The sequence below is a fragment of the uncultured Tenacibaculum sp. genome (assembly GCF_947494125.1).
GTDB lineage: Bacteria > Bacteroidota > Bacteroidia > Flavobacteriales > Flavobacteriaceae > Polaribacter.
Genome location: NZ_CANLTU010000015.1, coordinates 1 through 22,213 on the forward strand (window position 1 = coordinate 1; position 22,213 = coordinate 22,213).

General features: G+C 30.6%; 20 protein-coding genes. 13 read left to right on the forward strand and 7 right to left on the reverse strand.

What is annotated here, in order from left to right:
• From Q0881_RS16030 to Q0881_RS16040, 3 genes are all read left to right on the forward strand, one after another.
• Window positions 1-2,433 (forward strand): gliding motility-associated C-terminal domain-containing protein (locus Q0881_RS16030; protein ID WP_299162486.1); only part of this gene is annotated, 2,433 nt, incomplete at its 5' end.
• Window positions 2,434-2,439: 6 nt separating this feature from the next.
• Window positions 2,440-3,354: a type IX secretion system membrane protein PorP/SprF gene (locus Q0881_RS16035; RefSeq protein WP_299162488.1), complete on the forward strand. Its 915-nt coding sequence runs from the start codon at window positions 2,440-2,442 to the stop codon at window positions 3,352-3,354.
• 17 nt (window positions 3,355-3,371) lie between these two features.
• Window positions 3,372-5,318, forward strand: a complete 1,947-nt coding sequence (locus Q0881_RS16040; RefSeq protein WP_299162491.1) for an OmpA family protein — start codon at window positions 3,372-3,374, stop codon at window positions 5,316-5,318.
• A 44-nt stretch (window positions 5,319-5,362) separates the two neighbouring features.
• Here the strand turns inward: Q0881_RS16040 and Q0881_RS16045 are convergent, their stop codons facing one another.
• The gene (locus Q0881_RS16045) at window positions 5,363-5,950 is read right to left on the reverse strand and encodes a riboflavin synthase (RefSeq protein ID WP_299162493.1); all 588 of its coding nucleotides are present in this window, start codon (window positions 5,948-5,950) and stop codon (window positions 5,363-5,365) included.
• 61 nt (window positions 5,951-6,011) lie between these two features.
• On the opposite strand from Q0881_RS16045, the gene pdxA reads away from it, so the two are divergent.
• The 10 genes from pdxA (at window position 6,012) to Q0881_RS16095 (ending at window position 14,136) form a co-directional block, all read left to right on the forward strand.
• The gene (gene pdxA / locus Q0881_RS16050) at window positions 6,012-7,046 is read left to right on the forward strand and encodes a 4-hydroxythreonine-4-phosphate dehydrogenase PdxA (RefSeq protein WP_299162495.1); all 1,035 of its coding nucleotides are present in this window, start codon (window positions 6,012-6,014) and stop codon (window positions 7,044-7,046) included.
• A gap of 74 nt (window positions 7,047-7,120) precedes the next feature.
• Window positions 7,121-7,657: a DUF177 domain-containing protein gene (locus Q0881_RS16055; protein ID WP_299162498.1), complete on the forward strand. Its 537-nt coding sequence runs from the start codon at window positions 7,121-7,123 to the stop codon at window positions 7,655-7,657.
• A gap of 8 nt (window positions 7,658-7,665) precedes the next feature.
• Window positions 7,666-7,860, forward strand: coding sequence for a 50S ribosomal protein L32 (rpmF, locus tag Q0881_RS16060; RefSeq protein WP_299162500.1), 195 nt, complete (start codon window positions 7,666-7,668; stop codon window positions 7,858-7,860).
• A gap of 148 nt (window positions 7,861-8,008) precedes the next feature.
• Complete coding sequence (locus Q0881_RS16065; protein ID WP_299162502.1) at window positions 8,009-9,004, forward strand: beta-ketoacyl-ACP synthase III; 996 nt, start codon at window positions 8,009-8,011, stop codon at window positions 9,002-9,004.
• 27 nt (window positions 9,005-9,031) lie between these two features.
• Window positions 9,032-9,514, forward strand: a complete 483-nt coding sequence (accB, locus tag Q0881_RS16070; RefSeq protein WP_299162504.1) for an acetyl-CoA carboxylase biotin carboxyl carrier protein — start codon at window positions 9,032-9,034, stop codon at window positions 9,512-9,514.
• Between the two features lie 65 nt (window positions 9,515-9,579).
• A complete protein-coding gene (gene accC / locus Q0881_RS16075) occupies window positions 9,580-10,917 on the forward strand; it encodes an acetyl-CoA carboxylase biotin carboxylase subunit (RefSeq protein WP_299162506.1) in 1,338 nt (445 codons plus the stop codon).
• Window positions 10,918-11,028: 111 nt separating this feature from the next.
• Window positions 11,029-11,892 carry a DUF2911 domain-containing protein gene (locus tag Q0881_RS16080; RefSeq protein WP_299162508.1) on the forward strand — a complete coding sequence of 288 codons (864 nt, stop codon included), beginning with the start codon at window positions 11,029-11,031 and terminating at the stop codon, window positions 11,890-11,892.
• Window positions 11,893-11,922: 30 nt separating this feature from the next.
• On the forward strand, window positions 11,923-13,161 hold the full coding sequence (locus Q0881_RS16085) for a glycosyltransferase N-terminal domain-containing protein (RefSeq protein WP_299162510.1): 1,239 nt from the start codon (window positions 11,923-11,925) through the stop codon (window positions 13,159-13,161).
• Window positions 13,161-13,721, forward strand: a complete 561-nt coding sequence (locus Q0881_RS16090; protein ID WP_299162513.1) for a YeeE/YedE thiosulfate transporter family protein — start codon at window positions 13,161-13,163, stop codon at window positions 13,719-13,721. The genes Q0881_RS16085 and Q0881_RS16090 overlap by 1 nt, the downstream gene beginning before the upstream one ends.
• 1 nt (window position 13,722) lies before the next feature.
• The gene (locus tag Q0881_RS16095) at window positions 13,723-14,136 is read left to right on the forward strand and encodes a DUF6691 family protein (RefSeq protein ID WP_299162516.1); all 414 of its coding nucleotides are present in this window, start codon (window positions 13,723-13,725) and stop codon (window positions 14,134-14,136) included.
• Here the strand turns inward: Q0881_RS16095 and Q0881_RS16100 are convergent.
• The 6 genes from Q0881_RS16100 to Q0881_RS16125 all read right to left on the reverse strand — a co-directional run bounded on the left by Q0881_RS16100 (window position 14,133) and on the right by Q0881_RS16125 (window position 22,213).
• Complete coding sequence (locus Q0881_RS16100) at window positions 14,133-14,735, reverse strand: DUF4230 domain-containing protein (protein WP_299162519.1); 603 nt, start codon at window positions 14,733-14,735, stop codon at window positions 14,133-14,135. The genes Q0881_RS16095 and Q0881_RS16100 overlap by 4 nt on opposite strands.
• 53 nt (window positions 14,736-14,788) lie before the next feature.
• A complete protein-coding gene (locus Q0881_RS16105; protein WP_299162521.1) occupies window positions 14,789-15,370 on the reverse strand; it encodes a lipoprotein signal peptidase in 582 nt (193 codons plus the stop codon).
• Between the two features lie 43 nt (window positions 15,371-15,413).
• The gene (locus Q0881_RS16110) at window positions 15,414-15,995 is read right to left on the reverse strand and encodes a hypothetical protein (protein ID WP_299162523.1); all 582 of its coding nucleotides are present in this window, start codon (window positions 15,993-15,995) and stop codon (window positions 15,414-15,416) included.
• Between the two features lie 115 nt (window positions 15,996-16,110).
• Window positions 16,111-16,488 (reverse strand): TraR/DksA C4-type zinc finger protein, encoded by a 378-nt coding sequence (locus tag Q0881_RS16115; RefSeq protein WP_299162525.1) that lies wholly within the window; start codon window positions 16,486-16,488, stop codon window positions 16,111-16,113.
• Window positions 16,489-16,492: 4 nt separating this feature from the next.
• A complete protein-coding gene (ileS, locus tag Q0881_RS16120; RefSeq protein WP_299162527.1) occupies window positions 16,493-19,891 on the reverse strand; it encodes an isoleucine--tRNA ligase in 3,399 nt (1,132 codons plus the stop codon).
• 117 nt (window positions 19,892-20,008) lie between these two features.
• Window positions 20,009-22,213 carry an OmpA family protein gene (locus Q0881_RS16125; protein WP_299162530.1) on the reverse strand — a complete coding sequence of 735 codons (2,205 nt, stop codon included), beginning with the start codon at window positions 22,211-22,213 and terminating at the stop codon, window positions 20,009-20,011.

The following is a 22,213-nucleotide window of genomic DNA, read 5'->3' on the forward strand; positions in this document are numbered from 1 at the left end:
ACAACTACCACCACTGCCATTTGTGAGAGTACTACCAAAACATTAGTCGGTAGTCCAGCAGGAGGAACTTGGAGCGTGGAGTCAGGAGGCGGAAGTATCTCAGGAACCACCTATACACCAGCAAATATTACCAGTGATACTAACGTAACCATACGCTATACCATCCCTGCTAATGGAAGCTGTTCAGCAACAACGGCAGATGTAAGCTTTACCGTAAATTCAGATTGCAATCCAGATGATGATAATGACGGAAATCCAGATACCACAGATCCAAATCCACTAACACCAACAACAGCAGATGATGCTTTAACCGTTACGGAAGGAACTACTGGAGTGATTAATGTATTAGCAAATGATGACTTCTTGCCTAGTCCTAATACATCATTAATACAAACTGGTGGAACAGCTGGTGGAACAGTAGTATTCGATCCTTTAACAGGAGAATTAAGTTATACTCCATTACCAGGAGAACAAGGAACTACAGTAACTGTAGAGTATCAAGTATGTAATACTGCGGTAACACCTAATGTATGTGAAACAGCAACAGTAACAATAACTGTTCAAGGGGATAATGATGGTGATGGAGATCCTGATATTACAGATCCAGACGATGATAATGACGGAAATCCAGATACCACAGACCCTAACCCACTTACACCAACAGCAGCAGATGATTCTTTAACTGTTACAGAAGGAACTACTGGGGTAATTAACGTATTAGCAAATGATGATTTCTTACCTGGACCAAATACAACACTTACACAAACTGGTGGAACAGCTGGAGGAACTGTAATCTTTGATCCTTTAACAGGAGAATTAAGTTATACTCCATTACCAGGAGAACAAGGAACTACGGTAACTGTAGAGTATCAAGTATGTAATACTGCGGTAACACCTAATGTATGTGAAACAGCAACAGTAACAATAACTGTTCAAGGGGATAATGATGGTGATGGAGATCCTGATATTACAGATCCAGACGATGATAACGATGGAAATCCAGATACCACAGACCCTAACCCACTTACACCAACAGCAGCAGATGATGCTTTAACTGTTACAGAAGGAACTACTGGGGTAATTAACGTATTAGCAAATGATGATTTCTTACCTGGACCAAATACAACACTAACACAAACTGGTGGAACAGCTGGTGGAACAGTAGTATTCGATCCTTTAACAGGAGAATTAAGTTATACTCCATTACCAGGAGAACAAGGAACTACGGTAACTGTAGAGTATCAAGTATGTAATACTGCGGTAACACCTAATATATGTGAAACAGCAACAGTAATAATAACTGTTCAAGGGGATAATGATGGTGATGGAGATCCTGATATTACAGATCCAGACGATGATAACGATGGAAATCCAGATACCACAGATCCAAATCCACTTACACCAACAGCAGCAGATGATGCTTTAACCGTTACGGAAGGAACTACTGGAGTGATTAATGTATTAGCAAATGATGATTTCTTACCTGGACCAAATACAACACTAACACAAACTGGTGGAACAGCTGGTGGAACAGTAGTATTCGATCCTTTAACAGGAGAATTAAGTTATACTCCATTACCAGGAGAACAAGGAACTACGGTAACTGTAGAATATCAAGTATGTAATACAACAGTAACACCTAACATATGTGAAACAGCAACAGTAATAATAACTGTTCAAGGGGATAATGATGGTGATGGAATCATAGATAGTATAGATATAGATGATGATAACGATGGAATATTAGACACTGAAGAAGGAGATGGTACAGTTGATACAGATGGAGATGGTATTCCTGATAGCATGGATACAGATAGTGATAATGATGGAGTACTAGATGTAATAGAAGGAAATGATGCTAATGGAGATGGTATTCCTGATGATATTCCAAGTGGAGACGATACCGATGGAGATGGTTTGGATGATGCTTTTGATCCAGATAATGGAGGTACGCCGGTTGACATCCCAGACACAGATGGCGATGGTACTCCAGATTATCAAGATACTGATGATGATGATGATGGAATAGATACGATTGATGAAAACCCTGGAGATAGCGATATAACTACAGATGATTCTTTAGATACCAACAACAATGGAATTCCTGATTATCTAGATCCGGATACAAATCCTTGTGGTACACCATACAACATCTTAACACCAGATAATGATGGAGAAAACGACACATTCTTTATTTCTTGTATAGATAATCCAAAATACAGTAACAATACCGTTGAGATTTTCAATAGATGGGGAAACATCGTTTATAAAGCTAAAGGATATAATAATATAGATGTAGTATTTAGAGGGATTTCTAATGGTAGATCGACAATTAACGTTGATGAAAAACTACCTCCGGGAACTTATTATTACGTGATAGATTTAGGAGATGGTTCAAATCCTAAAGTAGGATGGTTATACATTAATAGATAAAAAATTATGAAAATTAAATTTACAGTATTATTAATTCTATTAATCATCAGTAGAATTAACGCGCAACAAGATCCTCAGTACACACAGTATATGTACAACACAATGAGTGTAAATCCAGCATATGCTGGGTCAAACGACCATACAATTATAAATTTATTAGGAAGAGCTCAATGGGTTGGTGTAGATGGAGCTCCCGACACACAGACTTTAAGTTATGATACTCCGTTAGGCTATAGCGGAGTTGGATTAGGGGTGAATCTAACAAATGATAGAATTGGACCTGCAAGTGAAATATTTTTAGATATCAATGCTTCATACACCATACGTACAAGTGACGAAGGTAATTTAGCTTTTGGTTTAAAACTAGGAGGTCGCCATTTAAATGTAGATTGGAGTAAAGGTCTTATTCAAGATAGGAATGATAAAAGTTTACAAGGGAACATAAATAAGTTTTTACCTACAATTGGAGCTGGATTATATTACTACACAGAACAATGGTATTTAGGAGCTGCAATCCCTAATTTTATAAGTACTGATCATTATGATGATGCAACTAATGGAGGTGATGTAGCTAGAGAACGATTACATCTATTTTTAATAAGTGGCTATGTATTTAATTTAAATGAAAGTATCAAATTTAAACCAGCTACTTTAGTTAAAGCTGTAAGTGGGGCACCACTTTCGATAGATGTTTCAGCAAATTTTTTGTTTAATGAGAAATTTACAACTGGTCTTGCTTGGAGATGGGGCGATTCTATTAGTGCTTTACTAGGCTTTCAAACAAATCAAAATTTATACATAGGCTTCGCTTACGATTTAACATCATCAAATTATAGCAACTATAATTCAGGCACTTATGAATTAATGCTACGATATGATATATTTAGAGAACAAGCTATGAAATCACCTAGATTCTTTTAAAAAATAAGGAAAAAAATATGAGGAAAATTATTTACATAATGGTTCTATTAATAACCACTATTTGTTTGGGGCAGCGTAAATATGCAGCTGGTAAATATTTTAACGAATTTGCTTATAAGAAAGCAGCAGAATTATATCAATCAATTTACAATAAAGGAGACAACTCTTATTTAGTTTTAAGTAGATTGGCTGATTCATATTATTTCAATTTTGAATTTGATAAAGCTGAAGAAAATTACAAAAAACTAATAAACTCAAATGAGGCTATAGCTTCATCTGAGCATTTATTTAGATATGCACAAGTTTTAAAAACTAATGGTAAAATTACAGAGTCTGATAAATGGTTATTAAAATTGAAAAACAAAAACGGTAATGATAGTAGAGCTAAAGCTTTAGAAAGTAATAAAAATTATTTTGTAGAATATTCAAACAGAGATAAAACCTACATTAACATTCACAACTTATCAAGTAATACAGTTTATTCTGATTTTGGAGGATTTATTTACAACAACAATTTATACTTTTCTTCAACCAATCCAAAAACAGATAGAGATAAAAAATTATATAAATGGAATAAACAACCCTATTTAAACATCTATAAAGCAGAACAAAAAAACATTAATAAACAAAAAATATTAGATGTTGAAAAAGCAACAATATTAGACGATTTGAGTTCAAAATATCACGAATCCAACATTATCATTACTAAAGATGGTAAAAAAGCCTATTTCACAAGAGATAATTTTAATGGTAAAGAGTTAAAAGGTGATAAGAACCAGGTATCCCATCTTAAAATTTATAGCACAGAAAAAATAGGCAATGTTTGGGGGAATATTAAAGAATTACCTTTTAACAATGACGAATATTCATGTGGACATCCCGCCTTAAGCCCCGATGAAAAAATATTATATTTTGTTTCCGATATGCCAAAAGGTTTTGGTGCAACAGATATTTATAAAGTAGCAATCTTAGAAAAAAACACATTTAGCAAACCCCAAAATTTAGGAAAAACAATTAATACAGAAGGAAGAGAAATGTTTCCTTTTATAGATAATAACCATGTTTTATATTTTGCTTCAGACGGACATTTAGGGCTAGGAGCCTTAGATGTGTTTGAATCTAAAAATAAGGGTGAGAAATTTTCACAACCTGTAAACTTAGGAAGTCCAGTAAATGGTTCTTTTGATGATTTCGCTTTTGCAATAAACAATAAACATAGTTATGGTTTCTTCTCTTCTAATAGAAAAGGAGGTGTTGGTGATGATGATATTTATAGTTTTATCATCTATAAATGTAAAGAAAATATTAAAGGAATTGTTACAGATTCTAGAACTGGAAATCCAATAGAAAATGCAACCGTACAATTAATAAATGAAAAAGGAAAACCTATTTCAGAACAAAAGACAGGGCAATCTGGAGAATATTTATTCAAAAAAATAGATTGTGAAAAGAATTTTGTAGTACTTGTTTCAAAAAAAGACTACAAAAACAATCAAAAAAGAACACAAACTTTAGCTATAAATAAACAAATAGTTACTGAAAACATAAACTTAGAATCTTTAATTATAGAAGATCAAATAATAATAAATCCAATTCACTTCGATTTTGATTTATATAATATTCGTGAAGATGCAGAATATGAATTAGAACATATTATTACTGTTTTAAAAAATCATCCAGAAATGGTAATCAAAATAGAATCTCATACCGATAGTAGAGGACCTAGAGATTATAATAGACATTTATCAGACAAAAGAGCTAAAGCAACTAGAGATTATATTATATCAAGAGGAATAAATGCTAATAGAATTGAAAGTGCTATTGGTTTTGGTGAAGACAATTTACTTAACAATTGTAATGACCTTAATAAAAATAAATGTACAGAAGAAGAACATCAAAAAAATAGGAGATCATATTTTTATATTATTAAAGGGAAAAACAACATAAAAGTTAGCAATCAATAATATTAGTTTAAATAAAAAAAGAGCCTAAAGTAATTAGGCTCTTTTTATCTTAATTCTGTTAATCTTGCCACATATTTACCTATCACATCAAATTCAAGGTTAATTTCACTCCCTATTTTAAAATTTTTAAACGTAGTATGCTCTAAAGTATATGGAATAATAGCTACACTAAATTCATCTTTTTTAGAATTCACAACAGTTAAACTCACTCCGTTTATTGTAATGGAACCTTTTTCAATAGTTACATTATTTCCCTCAAAGTCGTAAGAAAAAGTAAAAACAGTACTACCACCTTGATCTAAAATATTTTTACAAACACCCGTTTTATCAACATGTCCTTGAACAATATGTCCATCTAAACGAGCTCCTAATTTCATTGCTCTTTCAAGATTTACCTCCTCACCTATCTTTAAACTACCAAGATTAGTCTTATCAATTGTTTCTTTAATAGCAGTAACAGTATACTCATTTCCTGAAATATTAACAACAGTTAAACATACACCATTATGAGCTACGCTTTGATCTATTTTTAATTCGTGTGTAATATCACTTTGAATTGTGATATGTACATTTTCTTTATCTTTTTCTATACTTTTTACAGTTCCAAGAGTTTCAATTATTCCAGTAAACATTCTCTAAATTTTAGTTACTTTTGTTAACATCAAAAATACAACTTTACGCACGAAAGTAACTATGGATAATACAAACAAAATTATTGTTGGAATTTCAGTAGGAGATATAAATGGAATAGGTATCGAAATTATTTTAAAAACTTTCGAAGACAAACGTATGCTTGATTTTTGTACACCTGTTTTATTTGCTTCAAACAAGTTAATTTCTTATCACAAGAAAAATCTTAAACTAAACAATAATATTCATGGCATTCATTCTATTGACAAAATTACTCATGGTAAAGTCAATTTAGTTAATTCATGGAAAGAAGAAGTTAAAATTGAACTAGGTAAAATAACAAAGATTGGCGGCGAATTTGCCCACAAATCACTTGAAGCAGCCACAACAGCGTTAAAAAACAATGCCATTGACATTTTACTTACTGCTCCTATAAGTAAAGAAAATATTCAATCAGAAGAATTTAATTTCCCTGGGCATACAGAATATTTAGAAGAGAACTTAGATGGTAAAAGTTTAATGATTTTGATGACTGATGAACTTCGAATTGGCTTAATTACTGGTCATATTCCTATTTCAAAAGTTACGGAAACTATTACACCAGATTTAATAGAATCTAAAGTTGATATTATGCACACATCTTTAAAACAAGATTTTAGCATAAATAAGCCAAGAATTGCAGTTTTAAGTTTAAATCCTCATTGTGGTGATAATGGTATTATAGGAAAAGAAGATGATGAAATTGTACGTCCAACGATAACAAAAATCAAAGAATCAGGAAAGTTAGTTTTTGGACCTTATGCAGCTGATGGCTTTTTTGGATCGGAAACATATAAACAATTTGATGGAGTTTTAGCTATGTATCACGATCAAGGCTTAGCTCCTTTTAAAGCTTTATCATTTGGAAATGGTGTAAATTACACAGCAGGATTAAGTAAAGTTAGAACTTCGCCAGATCATGGAACAGGATTTGACATTGCAGGTAAAAACAAAGCTAATCCTTCATCTTTCAAAGAAGCTTTATTCACCTCATTACAAATATTTAAGAACCGAAAACAGTACAAAGAACTTACAAAAAACACATTAAAAGTAAAATAGTGTATTTTTTTTAGGTAAAATATAAAAGTAAAAACATTTTTTATATCTTTGCACGCTCAAATTGATCATTATAAATGAAAGACTTAAAAGAATTCAATATACCTTTTGTAGGTTTAAAAGAAGGAAGTCATTTGTTTGAATATCAAATTGACAACAAGTTCTTTAATGCATTTCAGTTTGATGAATTTAATAATACAAACCTAAAAGCTGATATTATTTTTGTAAAAAAAAGCACTCATTTTGAGATTTCTTTTACTATTAAAGGAACAGTAAATGTCCCTTGTGATATCACAAATGAGCTATTTGATTTAGAAATCGAAGGCAATTTAGATTTGGTTGTTAAATTTGGCCCTGAGTTTGATGATAGTCATGATGAAATTTTAATTCTTCCTCATGAAGCTTATCAAATAAACATAGCTCAATACATATATGAGTTAATCGTTTTATCAGTTCCAAGAAAAAGAATCCATCCTAATGTAACTGATGGTTCTATGCAATCTGAAGCATTAAAAAGATTAGAAGAATTAAGAATAAACGAAGAAAAACCTGTTGAAGAAACGTCAACAGACCCTAGATGGGATAAATTAAAGGATTTACTAACAGATAAATAAAACATAAAATGGCACATCCAAAGAGAAAAATATCAAAAACTAGAAGAGATAAAAGAAGAACTCATTACAAAGCTTCTGTACCTCAGATAGCTGTTGATCCTACTACTGGAGAATCTCATTTATATCACAGAGCTCACTGGCATGAAGGAAAATTATACTACAGAGGTCAAGTAGTATTAGAAAGTGCAGCTGTTGAGGCTTAAAATTAGTTAAAAAAATAAAAAACCCTCTTAATAGAGGGTTTTTTTGTGTTTTTACATCAAAAATTAATGTTTTTGATAATTTTTTCTATACAAAAGTGAAATAATTTTCATTTCTTTGAAAACTCGTTTTACTACAAAACAAACAACTATGACTAAAATATCTGCAGCTATCACAGCAGTAGGGAAATATCTTCCAGAATATGCTCTTACAAACAAAGAGCTAGAGACTTTGGTTGACACCAATGATGAGTGGATAACTTCTAGAACTGGAATAAAGGAGAGAAGAATTCTTAAAGGAGAAGGCCTAGGTACTTCTTTTATGGCTATAAAAGCTGCTGAGGATTTACTTCAAAAATCAAACGTTAAACCTGAAGAAATAGATATGGTTATAGTTGCAACTGCTACTCCAGACTTACCTGTAGCTTCAACTGCCGCTTACACAGCTTCAAAAATTGGAGCCGTTAATGCTTTTTCGTACGATTTACAAGCTGCTTGTTCAAGTTTTTTATATGGTATGTCTACAGCTTCTAGTTATATAGAAAGTGGTCGTTATAAAAAAGTATTATTAATTGGTGCTGATAAAATGTCATCAATTATTGATTATACTGATAGAGCAACTTGTATTATATTTGGTGATGGAGCTGGTGCAGCTTTATTTGAGCCAAATAAAGAAGGGTTAGGTTTACAAGATGAATATTTAAGAAGCGATGGTATTGGTCGTGAATTCTTAAAAATTGAAGCTGGAGGATCTATTTTACCTGCTTCAGAAGAAACAATTAAAAATGGACAACATTTTGTTCATCAAGAAGGAAAAAGTGTATTTAAATATGCCGTTTCTAATATGGCTGACGTATCAGAAAGAATGTTAACTAGAAATAATTTAACAAAAGACGATATTCAGTGGTTGGTACCGCATCAAGCTAATAAAAGAATCATTGAAGCTACAGCAAATAGAGTTGGAGTTGAAAGTGATAAAGTAATGATGAATATTCATAAGTACGGAAATACAACTTCTGCTACTTTGCCGTTATTACTTGCAGATTATGAAAAAGAGTTAAAAAAAGGAGATAATTTAATTTTTGCAGCATTTGGTGGAGGCTTCACTTGGGGAGCTATTTACTTAAAATGGGCATATAATTCATAAAAAAACCAAACAACTAAAATTAGGAAAATGGATATTAAAGAAATTCAAAGTCTTATAAAGTTTGTAGCTAAATCTGGTGCAAGCGAAGTAAAGTTAGAAATGGAAGATATAAAAATCACCATTAAAACTGGAAGTGACGTCCCTGAAACTACAATCATTCAAGCAGCTCCACAAATGGCAGCGGCTCCGCAAATGATGGCACAAGCTCCTGTAGCACAACCTGCTGCGACTCCTACTAATGAAGCTAGTAGTACTGAAGATGATTCAAAATATATCACTATTAAGTCTCCAATAATTGGAACATTTTATAGAAAACCTTCTCCAGACAAGCCAAATTTTGCTGAAGTAGGTACTGAAGTAAAAGTAGGTGATACTGTTTGTATTATTGAAGCAATGAAATTATTTAACGAAATTGAATCTGAAGTTTCAGGTAAAATCGTTAAAATATTAGTAGATGATTCTTCTCCGGTAGAATTTGATCAACCTTTATTTTTAGTAGATCCATCTTAATTAACATATAACTCCAAATAAAAGTACTTACTTGATTATTTGGAGTTTTAAAATTTTTAGAACGTATGTTTAAAAAGATATTAATTGCCAATAGAGGTGAAATTGCGCTACGCGTAATTAGAACCTGTAAAGAGATGGGAATAAAAACTGTAGCTGTATATTCGAAAGCAGATGCAGAAAGTTTACACGTAAAATTTGCAGATGAGGCTGTTTGTATTGGACCTGCTCCTAGTAGCGAGTCTTATTTAAAAATGGCAAACATTATAGCAGCAGCGGAAATTACAAATGCTGATGCAATTCATCCAGGATATGGGTTTCTATCTGAAAATGCAAAATTTTCAAAATTATGTGATGAACATGATATAAAGTTTATTGGAGCTTCACCTGAAATGATTGACCGTATGGGAGACAAAGCAAATGCTAAGTCTACTATGTTAGCTGCTGGCGTACCATGTGTACCAGGAAGTGAAGGTGTTATCGAAACTTTTGAAGCTTGTGTAAAAACTGCAGTAGAAACTGGCTACCCTGTAATGTTAAAAGCATCTGCCGGTGGTGGTGGAAAAGGAATGCGTGCTGTATGGAAACCTGAAGATTTAAAAGATGCATGGGATTCTGCTAGACAAGAGTCTAAAGCAGCTTTTGGAAATGATGATATGTATATGGAGAAGCTAATTGAAGAGCCTCGCCATATCGAAATACAAATTATAGGTGATTCTTACGGAAAAGCTTGTCATTTATCAGAAAGAGATTGTTCTGTACAACGTCGTCATCAAAAATTAACTGAAGAGACTCCGTCTCCATTTATGACTGATGAATTACGTACTTCAATGGGAGATGCTGCTGTAAAAGCTGCTGAATACATTAAATATGAAGGTGCTGGAACTGTTGAATTTTTAGTAGATAAGCATCGTAATTTCTACTTTATGGAAATGAATACTCGTATCCAAGTAGAACATCCAATTACTGAGGAAGTTGTGGATTATGATTTAATCCGTGAACAGATTTTAGTAGCAGCTGGAGTGCCAATTTCTGGAAAAAACTATTTACCACAATTGCATTCTATTGAATGTAGAATTAATGCAGAAGATCCTTTTAACGGATTCAGACCTTCTCCAGGTAAAATTAGTTCTTACCATGCACCAGGCGGTCATGGAGTTCGTATAGATACGCATGTATATGCTGGCTATATGATTCCTCCAAATTACGATTCAATGATTTCTAAATTAATTGTTACTGCACAAACTCGTGAAGAAGCAATTAACAAAATGAAACGTGCTTTAGATGAATATGTAATTGAAGGTATAAAAACAACGATTCCTTTTCATAGACAATTAATGGATCATCCTGATTATATTGCTGGTAATTATACCACAAAATTCATGGAAGATTTCGAAATGAAATAGATAAAAAACAAAAAGGTCAATGATAAATTCATTGACCTTTTTTTATACCTTGAATTTTCTTGTAATAATTAGACACTTTTAACGTCTATTTTTTTATTAAAAACAAACTTCATGAAAAAATTTAACTTTATAATTTTAGTATTATTCCTTTCGATTAATTTATTTGCTCAAATAGACAAACCAAGCTTGAGCCCTAAAATTATTACACAACAAAAAGTTGGTCTTACAAATTTCACTTTAGAATATGGGCAACCCAGTAAAAATGACCGAGAGATCTTTGGTTCTTTAATACCTTATAACAAACTATGGCGAACTGGAGCAAATGCTTCAACCAAAATAACAGTAAACAAAGAAGTCTCTTTTGCTAATCATAAAATTCCTGCTGGAACTTATGGTTTATATACCATTCCTAATAAAAAAGAATGGACTATTATAATTCATAAAAAAAGTAATTTATGGGGTGCTGGAGGTTATGATAAAAATAATGATTTAGTTCGCTTTACTGTTCCTGTAGAAAAAACTCAGTGTCTTACAGAAACATTAAATATAGGTTTTGAAAAGTTTACTGTTAATGGTGCTCATTTGTTTATCTCTTGGGAAAATTCAAAAGTAATTATACCTGTTGACGTAGATTCTGATGCTATTATTCAAAATCAAATAAATGAAAAAATAATTAATTCGAAAACTACAGTTAAAGCACAAACTTATTTTGATGCTGCTCAGTATTATTATTTAAAAAATAAAAACTTAGATACCGCCTTTGAATGGTTTAGTAAAGCTGTTGATTTAAGACCTGGTGCTTTTTGGTATGTTTATTATAAAGCCGAATTGGCTTTTCTTTTAAAGAAAAATGATATTGCTAAACAAGGTGCTACAAAATGTTTAAAAGCCGCTAAAGAGAGTAAATCATCAGATTATGGATACATTTCTAAATGCTCTTTATTATTAAAAGCAATTAATGCTAGTGAAAAATAACTTTTCTTAATTATTTCATAGATTCGCAGTATGAATTTGCTCTATAACTTATTACTTTTTAAAGTATCAATCATACTTCCTATAATTGCCTTATTTAATAAAAAAATAAGGCTTTTTGTTAATGGCAGAAAAGAAACATTTAGTAAACTTGACAGTATTACCCCTTCAGATAAAGTTCTTTGGTTTCACGCTGCTTCATTAGGCGAATTTGAGCAAGGTAGACCTATTATAGAAGATTTAAAAAAACAATATATAGATCATAAAATTGTTGTCACCTTCTTCTCTCCTTCTGGTTATGAAATAAGAAAAAACTATAAACTTGCTGATGTAATTTGTTACTTACCTCTTGACACCAAAGCAAACGTTAGAAAGTTTATTAATAAAATACACCCAGATATTGCCATTATTATTAAATATGAATTCTGGCCAAACCTTTTATCTGAACTAAAAAAACAAAACATACATACAATTTTAATTTCTGGTATTTTTAGGAAGAAACAATCTTTCTTTAAATGGTACGGTAAATTTACTAGAAGTAAATTAAAAGCATTTGATCACTTTTTTGTTCAAAATGAAATATCTAAAAAATTATTATCATCCATTAATTTTGAAAACACTACAATAGCTGGTGATACTCGTTTTGATAGAGTTTATGATATTTTAAAGCAAGACAACTCTCTTGATTTTATTTCTCAATTTAAAAACAACTCTTATACCATTGTTGCTGGAAGCACATGGAAAGAGGATGAAAAATTATTAGTTAATTATATTAATAATGTTGCTTCAAATGATGAAAAATTTATCATAGCCCCTCATAATATAAATGAGAAACAAATACTAGAATTACAAAAATCTATTCATAAAAAAACAGCATTATATTCTAAGAAAGATGGTTTAAACTTATCAGAATACCAAGTTTTTATCATCGACACGATTGGTCTCCTAACTAAAATATATTCATATGCAGATGTTGCATACGTAGGTGGTGGTTTGGCTACTGGGCTTCATAATATTTTAGAACCGGCTACTTTTAAAATACCTATTGTTTTTGGAGGCAACAAGTATAAGAAATTTAAAGAGGCTACCGATTTAATTGATTTGAAGAGTGTTACAATTGTTACAAACAATGAAAAATTTTCTAGTATTTTTACCGTTTTAAAGAATGATAAAAATTTAAGAGAACAAATGGGGGAAACAAATCATAATTATATAAAAGATAATATTGGAGCTACAAAAGCCATTTTAAATTATATTAAAACCGTTATATAATGGATATTTTATTTCAACCTTGGTCTTGGTATGTATCTGGTCCATTAATAGCTTTAGTTCTATTTTTCTTTTTCTTTTTTGGAAAAAACTTTGGTGTATCTACAAATTTAGAAACTATGTGTACCATTGCTGGTGCAGGAAAAATCTCTGATTATTTTAAAAAAGATTGGAAAGAACGTGATTGGGCACTTGTTTTTATTATTGGACTTATTATTGGTGGATATATTACTATAAATTATTTATCGGCTTCAGCTACTATAAATTTAAACCCTAAAACAGTAAAAGATTTAGCTGATTTAGGTTTTGCTAATGCTGGTAGTTCTTTTTTACCTAGTGAAATTTTTAATATTGAAAACATGTTATCTCTAAAAGGTTTTGTTCTATTACTGGTAGCTGGTATTTTTATTGGTTTTGGTACTCGATATGCTGGAGGATGTACTTCTGGTCATGCTATTACTGGATTAAGTAGCCTTCAATTACCTTCTTTAATTGCTGTTATAGGTTTTTTTATAGGTGGTTTATTTATGACATGGATTTTATTCCCTTTAATTTTTGGATAGTATGAAGAATTTAAAATTTTTATTATTAGGTGTTTTCTTTGGAATTGTTCTAACCAAATCTGAAGCTATTTCATGGTATAGAATTTATGAAATGTTTAAATTTCAATCATTTCATATGTATGGAATCATTGGATCTGCTGTTGGAGTTTCTATGATTTTAATGTATTTCTTTAAAAACGGAAAGATTAAAGATTACTTAGGTAATCAAATTACTATAAAAGAAAAGAAAAAAGGTTTTATAAGAACTTTAGTTGGTGGAACAGTTTTTGGTCTTGGATGGGCTTTAGCAGGTGCTTGCCCTGCTCCTCTTTTTGTATTAATTGGTCATGGAATGTTACCAATCATAATCGTTTTAATTGGCGCAATGTTAGGTGCTTTCATTTATGGGATACTAAGCAAAAAACTACCCCATTAATCTTTAATTAAAATTACTTCTGATATTTTTGAGTTTGTATTATCTATAACCTCCCAGTTATAAATTTTTGAAAGTTGATATATTTTAGACAACTCTTCAAATAAGCGTGTTTTAGCCTCTTTTTGTAAGTTAGACACAGTAATTGTTGACTTTATCTTTTCAATTGATTTATCAGTAAGTTTATTCAATTCTGACTTAGAAAACGTATTGAATTGACTTTGTTGCAAATCGAAATATTTAATATCTGGTGAAATTACAACTTCTTCTTCTGGAATTTTATTAATAATTATTTGTTTACCTATACTATCTATTTGAATATCTAATTTAGATAAATCGTAGCCGACCTCAACTTTTGCATTAACTGATAACATTGCTTTTTTTTCAAAAGACAAATAATTGTAAAAGTATTTTTTGGTATCGGAAAAACTATACATCTCAGAAAAACTACCTTCAGAAACCACCAGTTTACTTAAATTCTGAATTCCATTTAAAACTACTTTAATTTCTTCCTGTTGGTGTTTTTCTTCTTTTCGCTCGTACCAAAATTTGGCAATTAAAAACCCTAATAAAAAAATGGCTGTATATTTTAAAAGACGCATACTATTTATTTTCTATAAATATAGAAAAACTATATGAAGTATATTTTTAAAAATTATGCTGTTTTTTCTTCTTTCGGAAACGCTTGTTTGTTAAACAAGAACAATAGTATTACTCCAATGGTAATCCAAGAATCTGCTCCATTGAATATTGCATTAAAAAATGTAAAACTCTCTCCTTCATACATTGGAAAATATAACATATCTACAACTTTCCCATAAAATAATTCTCCATAAGGTTTATCAGAAAATAAAGTTGCTACATTATTGTATGATGAATCGAAAATTACTCCGTAAAAAACAGAATCTATAATATTACCTACTGCACCAGCTAAGATTAATGCTATAGCTACAACAACAGCTGTATGAGCTTTCCTTTTTATAGTTTGCCATAACCAATATATAATACCAGATACTGCAACCACTCTAAACAATGTTAAAAATAACTTACCTGCTTTCCCTCCAAATTCAAAACCCCATGCCATACCGTTATTTTCAGTAAAATGGATTTTAAACCAATCGCTAAATACGACTACTTCTTCTCCTAAGTGAAAATGAGTTTTGACATATATTTTACTAATTTGATCAATTAATATTGCCAAAATTACGGTAAGTATTGCTATATTTTTTTTAGACATTTCTAGAATTTAATAGCAACAAAAATAAGAAAAGTATTGGTTTTTACTCTGTTATTAGAATAACATTAGCATTTATAGATTTTACTTTAAAATTAAAGCTAGAAATCTCTTTCTTTTTATAGTATTGATTATCTATTCTTCTAGTATTTAAAACTATTTCGCCCTTTGTGGTTTCTATATTTAAACTCGTGTTTTTATTTAATTGAGCGTATACATTCCCTAAAAATAAAGTGACCTGAGTATTCCCTAATACTTTATTTAGTTTAATATTTCCTTTTTCAATAAAAATTGACAAATCGCCTTTGTAACTTTTAGATGTTATCCCTATTGCTTTTCCATGCACTATAAGTTTTTTGTTTTTTGGAACTTTAATAACAGCTCTGGCTCTTTCTATCCGTTTTGTTATATATTTTCTAAAAACCTCTTTATGAATTGATTTAAAATTAAGTTTAAATCCAACTTCTAAAACTTCTTTTTTTTCTGTAAAAAGAATTGCATGTGTATTAGGGTTTTCATCTAATAGAATTATTTCTAACTCATCATTTATAGAATTTTCAATAACAAGATCATCTAGTCCATTCGTTATAATCTCTATTATTTCAGACTGTATACTTCTCTTTTCCATTAATTTTTCTTGTGAAAAAAGTAATAAATTTGAGAATGCAAAAAATATTAAAAAATAAATTTTCATACAAAAAAAGCCTCTTTACAGAGGCTTGATATACTTAACTTAATATTATTTATTGTTTACGTTTTGCTTCTATGCTCAATGTTGCATGAGGCACTAACTTTAAACGTTCTTTTTGAATTAATTTACCTGTAACTCTACAAATTCCGTATGTTTTATTTTCTATACGAACTAATCCATTTTTTAAATCACGAATAAATTTTTCTTGTCTTATGGCTAATTGCATATTTGCTTCTTTAGCCATAGTATCGGATCCTTCTTCAAACGACTTGAATGTTGGTGAAGTATCTTCAGTACCATTATCTGCTCCATTTTTATATGAATCTTGTAATAGTCTTAAATCTTCTTCAGCGTGTTCAATTTTCTTTAAAATGATTTCTTTAAATTCTTGCAAATCATTATCAGAGTATCTTATTTTAATATCATCCATAATGCTATATTTTTTCTATTAACATCTTACTTTTTATGGTATCGAATTCTATTTCTGTACCAATCTTTAAATCATCAACAAAAATTAATGTATCTGTTAATGTTTCAGCTTTTATATAGTTTTCATTTGCTATAACCGAATTTTCTAAATCGGCAGCTTGTAAAATTGTTAACTTTATTTTATCAGTTACATCTAACCCAGTTTCTTTACGTGCGTTTTGAATTCTATTAATTAATTCTCTTGCAACTCCTTCTTTACGTAAATCATCATTAATTGTAACATCTAAAGCTACAGTTAAACCTTCAGCATTTGCTACCAACCAACCTTCGATATCTTTAGATGAAATCTCTACATCAGCGGTTTCTAAATTAATCATTTTATCATTAATTTCAATAGAAATACTCCCTTCTTTTTCAATTTTAATTATTTCCTTCTGACCAAACTTCTGTATCTCACTAGAAATCAACTTCATATCTTTTCCAAACTTTGGACCTAATGCTTTAAAGTTTGGTTTTATTTGTTTTACTAAAATACCTGAAGCATCATCTAACAACTCTATTTCTTTAACATTTACCTCAGATTTAATTAAATCTGCTACAGCTAAAATCTCTTCTTTTTGAGTTGCTCCTAATACAGGAATCATTATTTTCTGTAATGGTTGACGTACTTTTATTTTTTCTTTTGCTCTTAATGACAAAACTAATGAAGAAATAATTTGCGCATTTTCCATTTTACGTTCTAATGATTTATCTACTAAATCTGCATTGTATTTTGGAAATTCTGATAAATGCACACTTTCAAATCCTTCTTTTTCTGTAGCATTAATTAAATCTTTATACAACCTATCCATGAAGAAAGGTGCTACTGGAGATCCTAATTTAGCTACTGTAAGCATACAGGTATATAAGGTTTGGTATGCTGAAATTTTATCTTGTGCATATTCTCCTTTCCAGAAACGTCTTCTACATAAACGAACATACCAGTTACTTAAATAATCTTGTACAAAGTCAGAAATTGCTCTTGTTGCTTTAGTTGGTTCATATTCTGCATAGAATTTATCTACTTTTTGAACCAGTGTATTTAATTCTGACAATATCCAACGGTCAATTTCTGGTCTATCATTTATAGCTATTTCAGCTTCGCTATATGTAAAATTATCAATATTTGCGTACAAAGTGAAAAATGAATACGTGTTGTATAATGTTCCAAAAAACTTTCTGCTAACTTCTGTAATCCCGTCTAAATCAAATTTTAAATTATCCCAAGGGTTAGCATTTGATATCATATACCAACGAGTAGCATCTGGACCATATTTATCTAAAGTAGTAAATGGATCTACTCCATTCCCTAAACGTTTAGACATTTTTTGTCCATTTTTATCTAATACCAATCCATTCGACACCACATTTTTATATGCTTTATCATCAAAAACCATGGTTGCTATTGCGTGAAGTGTATAAAACCATCCTCTAGTTTGATCTACTCCTTCTGCTATAAAATCAGCTGTTTTCCAACCTTCTTCTACTAGTTCTTTATTTTCAAATGGATAGTGCCATTGTGCATATGGCATAGATCCTGAATCGAACCAAACATCAATTAAATCCGATTCACGTTGCATCGGTTGACCACTATCTGAAATTAATGTAATCTTATCTACTACATTCTTATGTAAATCTACTTTATCATAATTTTCTTCTGACATGTCTCCAGATACAAAATCAGCAAAAATATCTTCAGTCATTACACCAGCTTTCACAGCTCGTTGCATCTCTTCTTTTAATTCTGATACTGACCCTACTATTTTGGTTTCTTTTCCATCTTCTGTTCTCCAAACTGGCAATGGAATTCCCCAAAAACGTGAACGTGATAAATTCCAATCATTTGCATTTTTTAACCAGTTACCAAAACGACCTGTACCTGTTGCTTCTGGTTTCCAATTAATTTCTTCGTTTAAAGAGTGCATACGCTCTTTTACATCTGTAACTTTAATAAACCAAGAATCTAACGGGTAGTATAAAATTGGTTTATCTGTTCTCCAACAATGTGGATAACTGTGCACATATTTCTCTACCTTAAAAGCTTTATTTTCTTCTTTTAATTTAATAGCTATTTGTACATCTACAGATTTTTCTGGTGCTTCTCCTTCTGCATAATATTCATTCTTCACATACATTCCTGCAAACTCTCCCATGTCTTTAGTAAATTTACCTTGTAGATCTACTAATGGGACTAAATTATCGTTTGCATCTTTTACCAACATTGGTGGTACTCCTGCATCTTTTGCTACCAAAGCATCATCTGCTCCAAATGTAGGTGCTGTATGTACAATACCAGTTCCATCTTCTGTTGTTACAAAGTCTCCTGGTATAACTCTAAATGCTTTCTCTGGAGTTTCGTATGGCAAACAATACGGTAATAATTGCTCGTATTTTATTCCTACTAAATCTGCTCCTTTACATTCTGCAACGACACTGTATGGTATTTGTTTATCTCCTGCGTTATATGAAACTAAATCTGCTTCATTTTCTACTTCTTTAAACTTTTTCCCTGCAAATTGTTTTCCTACTAAAGGTTTCCCTAGTAATACTTGAATCGGTTCAAATGTATATTGATTAAATGTTTTTACTAATACATAATCGATCTTTGGGCCTACTGTTAAAGCTGTATTACTTGGCAAAGTCCATGGAGTTGTTGTCCATGCTAAAATGTGTATATCTCCTCGGTTTTCTAAAAAAACTGGTAATGTTTCTGAAACAGCTTTAAATTGTGCTACAACAGTAGTATCTGTTACATCTTGATAAGCTCCTGGCTGATTTACCTCATGCGAACTTAATCCTGTACCTGCTTTCGGTGAATATGGTTGAATTGTGTACCCTTTGTACATCAAATCTTTATTATAAATTTGTTTTAACAGCCACCAAACTGTTTCCATGTACTTAGACTTATAGGTTACATATGGATCTTCCATATCTACCCAATAACCCATCTGCTCTGTCAAGCTATTCCAGATATCAGTATATTTCATTACCGCTTTTTTACAAGCAATATTGTATTCTTCTACAGTAATCTTAGTACCTATATCCTCTTTAGTTATTCCTAACTCTTTTTCTACACCTAACTCAACTGGTAACCCATGAGTATCCCAACCTGCTTTACGCTTAACTTGAAATCCTTTTAAGGTTTTATAACGGCAAAAAATATCTTTAATGGTACGTCCCATTGCGTGGTGAATTCCTGGTAAACCATTTGCTGAAGGTGGTCCTTCAAAAAAGATAAACGGTTTGTTATCATCACGGGTAGTTATACTTTTTTCAAAAATGTTGTTCTCCTTCCAATAATTAAGGATTTCTTCAGCAACATTTGGCAAGTTAAGCCCTTTGTATTCAGTAAACTTCGTACTCATTTTATTATTATATTAATTGAATGTGCGAAATTACGTATTTTCTTGTAATTGTTAAGATTACGAAATAAAAAAACACCTCTTTTTTAAGGTGCTTTTTTATTTCTATTTTGGCTTACTCTATTTCTTTATTTCTAAAGCTTGTTTTATACTAATTCTCTTTCCATTTAAAAAGGGGACAATAAAAGCATCCTTATATCCTTCATCTTTTAAGTTTTTAAGTTTTTCTCCTATTATTTCTAATGAAGAATTTTTACAACAATAAAATTTATATGACGTTCCTACACGTATTATTTCTATCTCTTCTAAATTAGCAAAAGGTTCATTTTCATATTCTTTTTGCTTAGTTGAAGCTAATTGTATCTTATAAACCAATTCTACACTATTTTTTCCTTCTGTTGTTTCTTTATTATTAAGGATATAAAAATATGATCGGCGGTTTATCTGATGCGCTTCCTCTTTACATTTAAACCCTTTTTTTGTATCACAATCATTTAACAATTGTTCCTCTCCTAATCCTTTTGCACTTTGTATTCTATCAGATGAAATACCTCTTGATATAATATAATATTTTGTAGCCTTTGCTCTTTTCTCCGACAACCATTTATTATAACTTAACTCTCCTCGACTATCCGTATGAGATTCTATTTTAATAATCATTTCTGGGTGATTCTTCATTACCGAAACAACATGTTCTAATTCATAAGTTGCATCTTCTCTAATATCATACTTATCAAAATCAAAATAAATTGGGTTTATCACTATTTGATCTTCTACTATTAATGATTCTAATTGTAAATTCGTTGTTATTGATTCTTTATTTACATCAAGTGTTTGAGTTATTTTTTCTTCACTTTTATAATCATCTTTTGATGCTACTACTGTGAATTTTTTCTCGCATTCTATTTCTCTAAAAGAATAAGTCCCATCTTCTTCTGTTTTTCTTTCTGCTACTACTTCTCCTTTTGAATTTATTAGCCTTACAACTGCATTTTTAATTGGTCTTTCTGTTTTTGTTTCTGTAACCAATCCAGAAATAGCTTCTTTACAATTATATATTAAAAAACTATAAATATCATCATCTCCTTTACCTCCTTCTCTATTTGAAGAGAAAAAACCATTATTACGTTTTTTATTTATTACAAAAGCAAAATCGTCATACGGTCCATTTATTGGCGCTCCTAAATTTAAAGACTTGGTATATTTACCTTCTTCAATTTTTGATTCAAAAACATCTAAAGCCCCCAAACCTAAATGCCCATCTGAAGCAAAGTACAAGGTATTATCATTTCCTACAAAAGGAAACATTTCTCTTCCTTCAGTGTTTATATTCCTCCCTAAATTTTCTGGTTCGCTATACTTTCCTTCTTCTAATAGGTTTACTTTATAAATATCTGTCAATCCAAACCCATTTGGCATATCTGATATAAAGTACAAAGTCTTTTCATCTAAGCTTAAAGCTGGGTGCCCTATTGAATAATCGTTATTATTAAAAGGAAGTTCAGTAATATTACCCCAAACATCACCTACTTTTTCAGCTTTATAAATTTTAAGGTTAGCAACTTTATTTTCTCCTCCTTTTAATTTTTTTCCATCAGAACTTGTCCTTGTAAAATACATTGTTTTTCCATTGGATGTAATTACAGCATTAGATTCATGATATTCAGAATCTAGAGACTGAACCCTATTAGATGCATATACATCTAAAATTTTTGCTCTTTTATTAAAAGATTCTTGCCCTTTATATATACTAAGATGTGGTTGATTGTTCCAACTATATAACTTTTTATCATTAGCTCCATTTGGTTTTGTTGAAGCAAAATAAAAATCATTATTAAATATAAAACCGCCAAAATCAGAATATTTCGTATTTATTGAAAGGTTATTTATATTTACATATAACTTTTCTCGATTGGTATATTCAATAAAATAATTGGTATTTTGTTTTAGTGCTTTAGCTCTACTATCTTGTTCTTTTAATTTATTTAATTTTAAAAGCCATTTATCAGATTCTTTAATCTTTCCATTACTTTTTAATGCTTGCGCATATTTGAAAATATATTCAGGAGAAATAATCCTTTCATACCTTTTCATTAATTCTTTGTACCATTTTTCTGCTTGAACAAAATCTGAGTTATTGTAATAGGAATCTCCTAAACGACTTAAAACAGAATAAGAATCATCTCCCTTCTTAAATAAACTTTCATATAATTTGGCTGATTTTTTATAAGCGTATTCTTTAAAATACTTATCTGCAGTCGATTTTCTTTGCCCCCAACAAGTAATACTTATAAAAAGAAATAGGTATAGTATCTTTTTACTCAT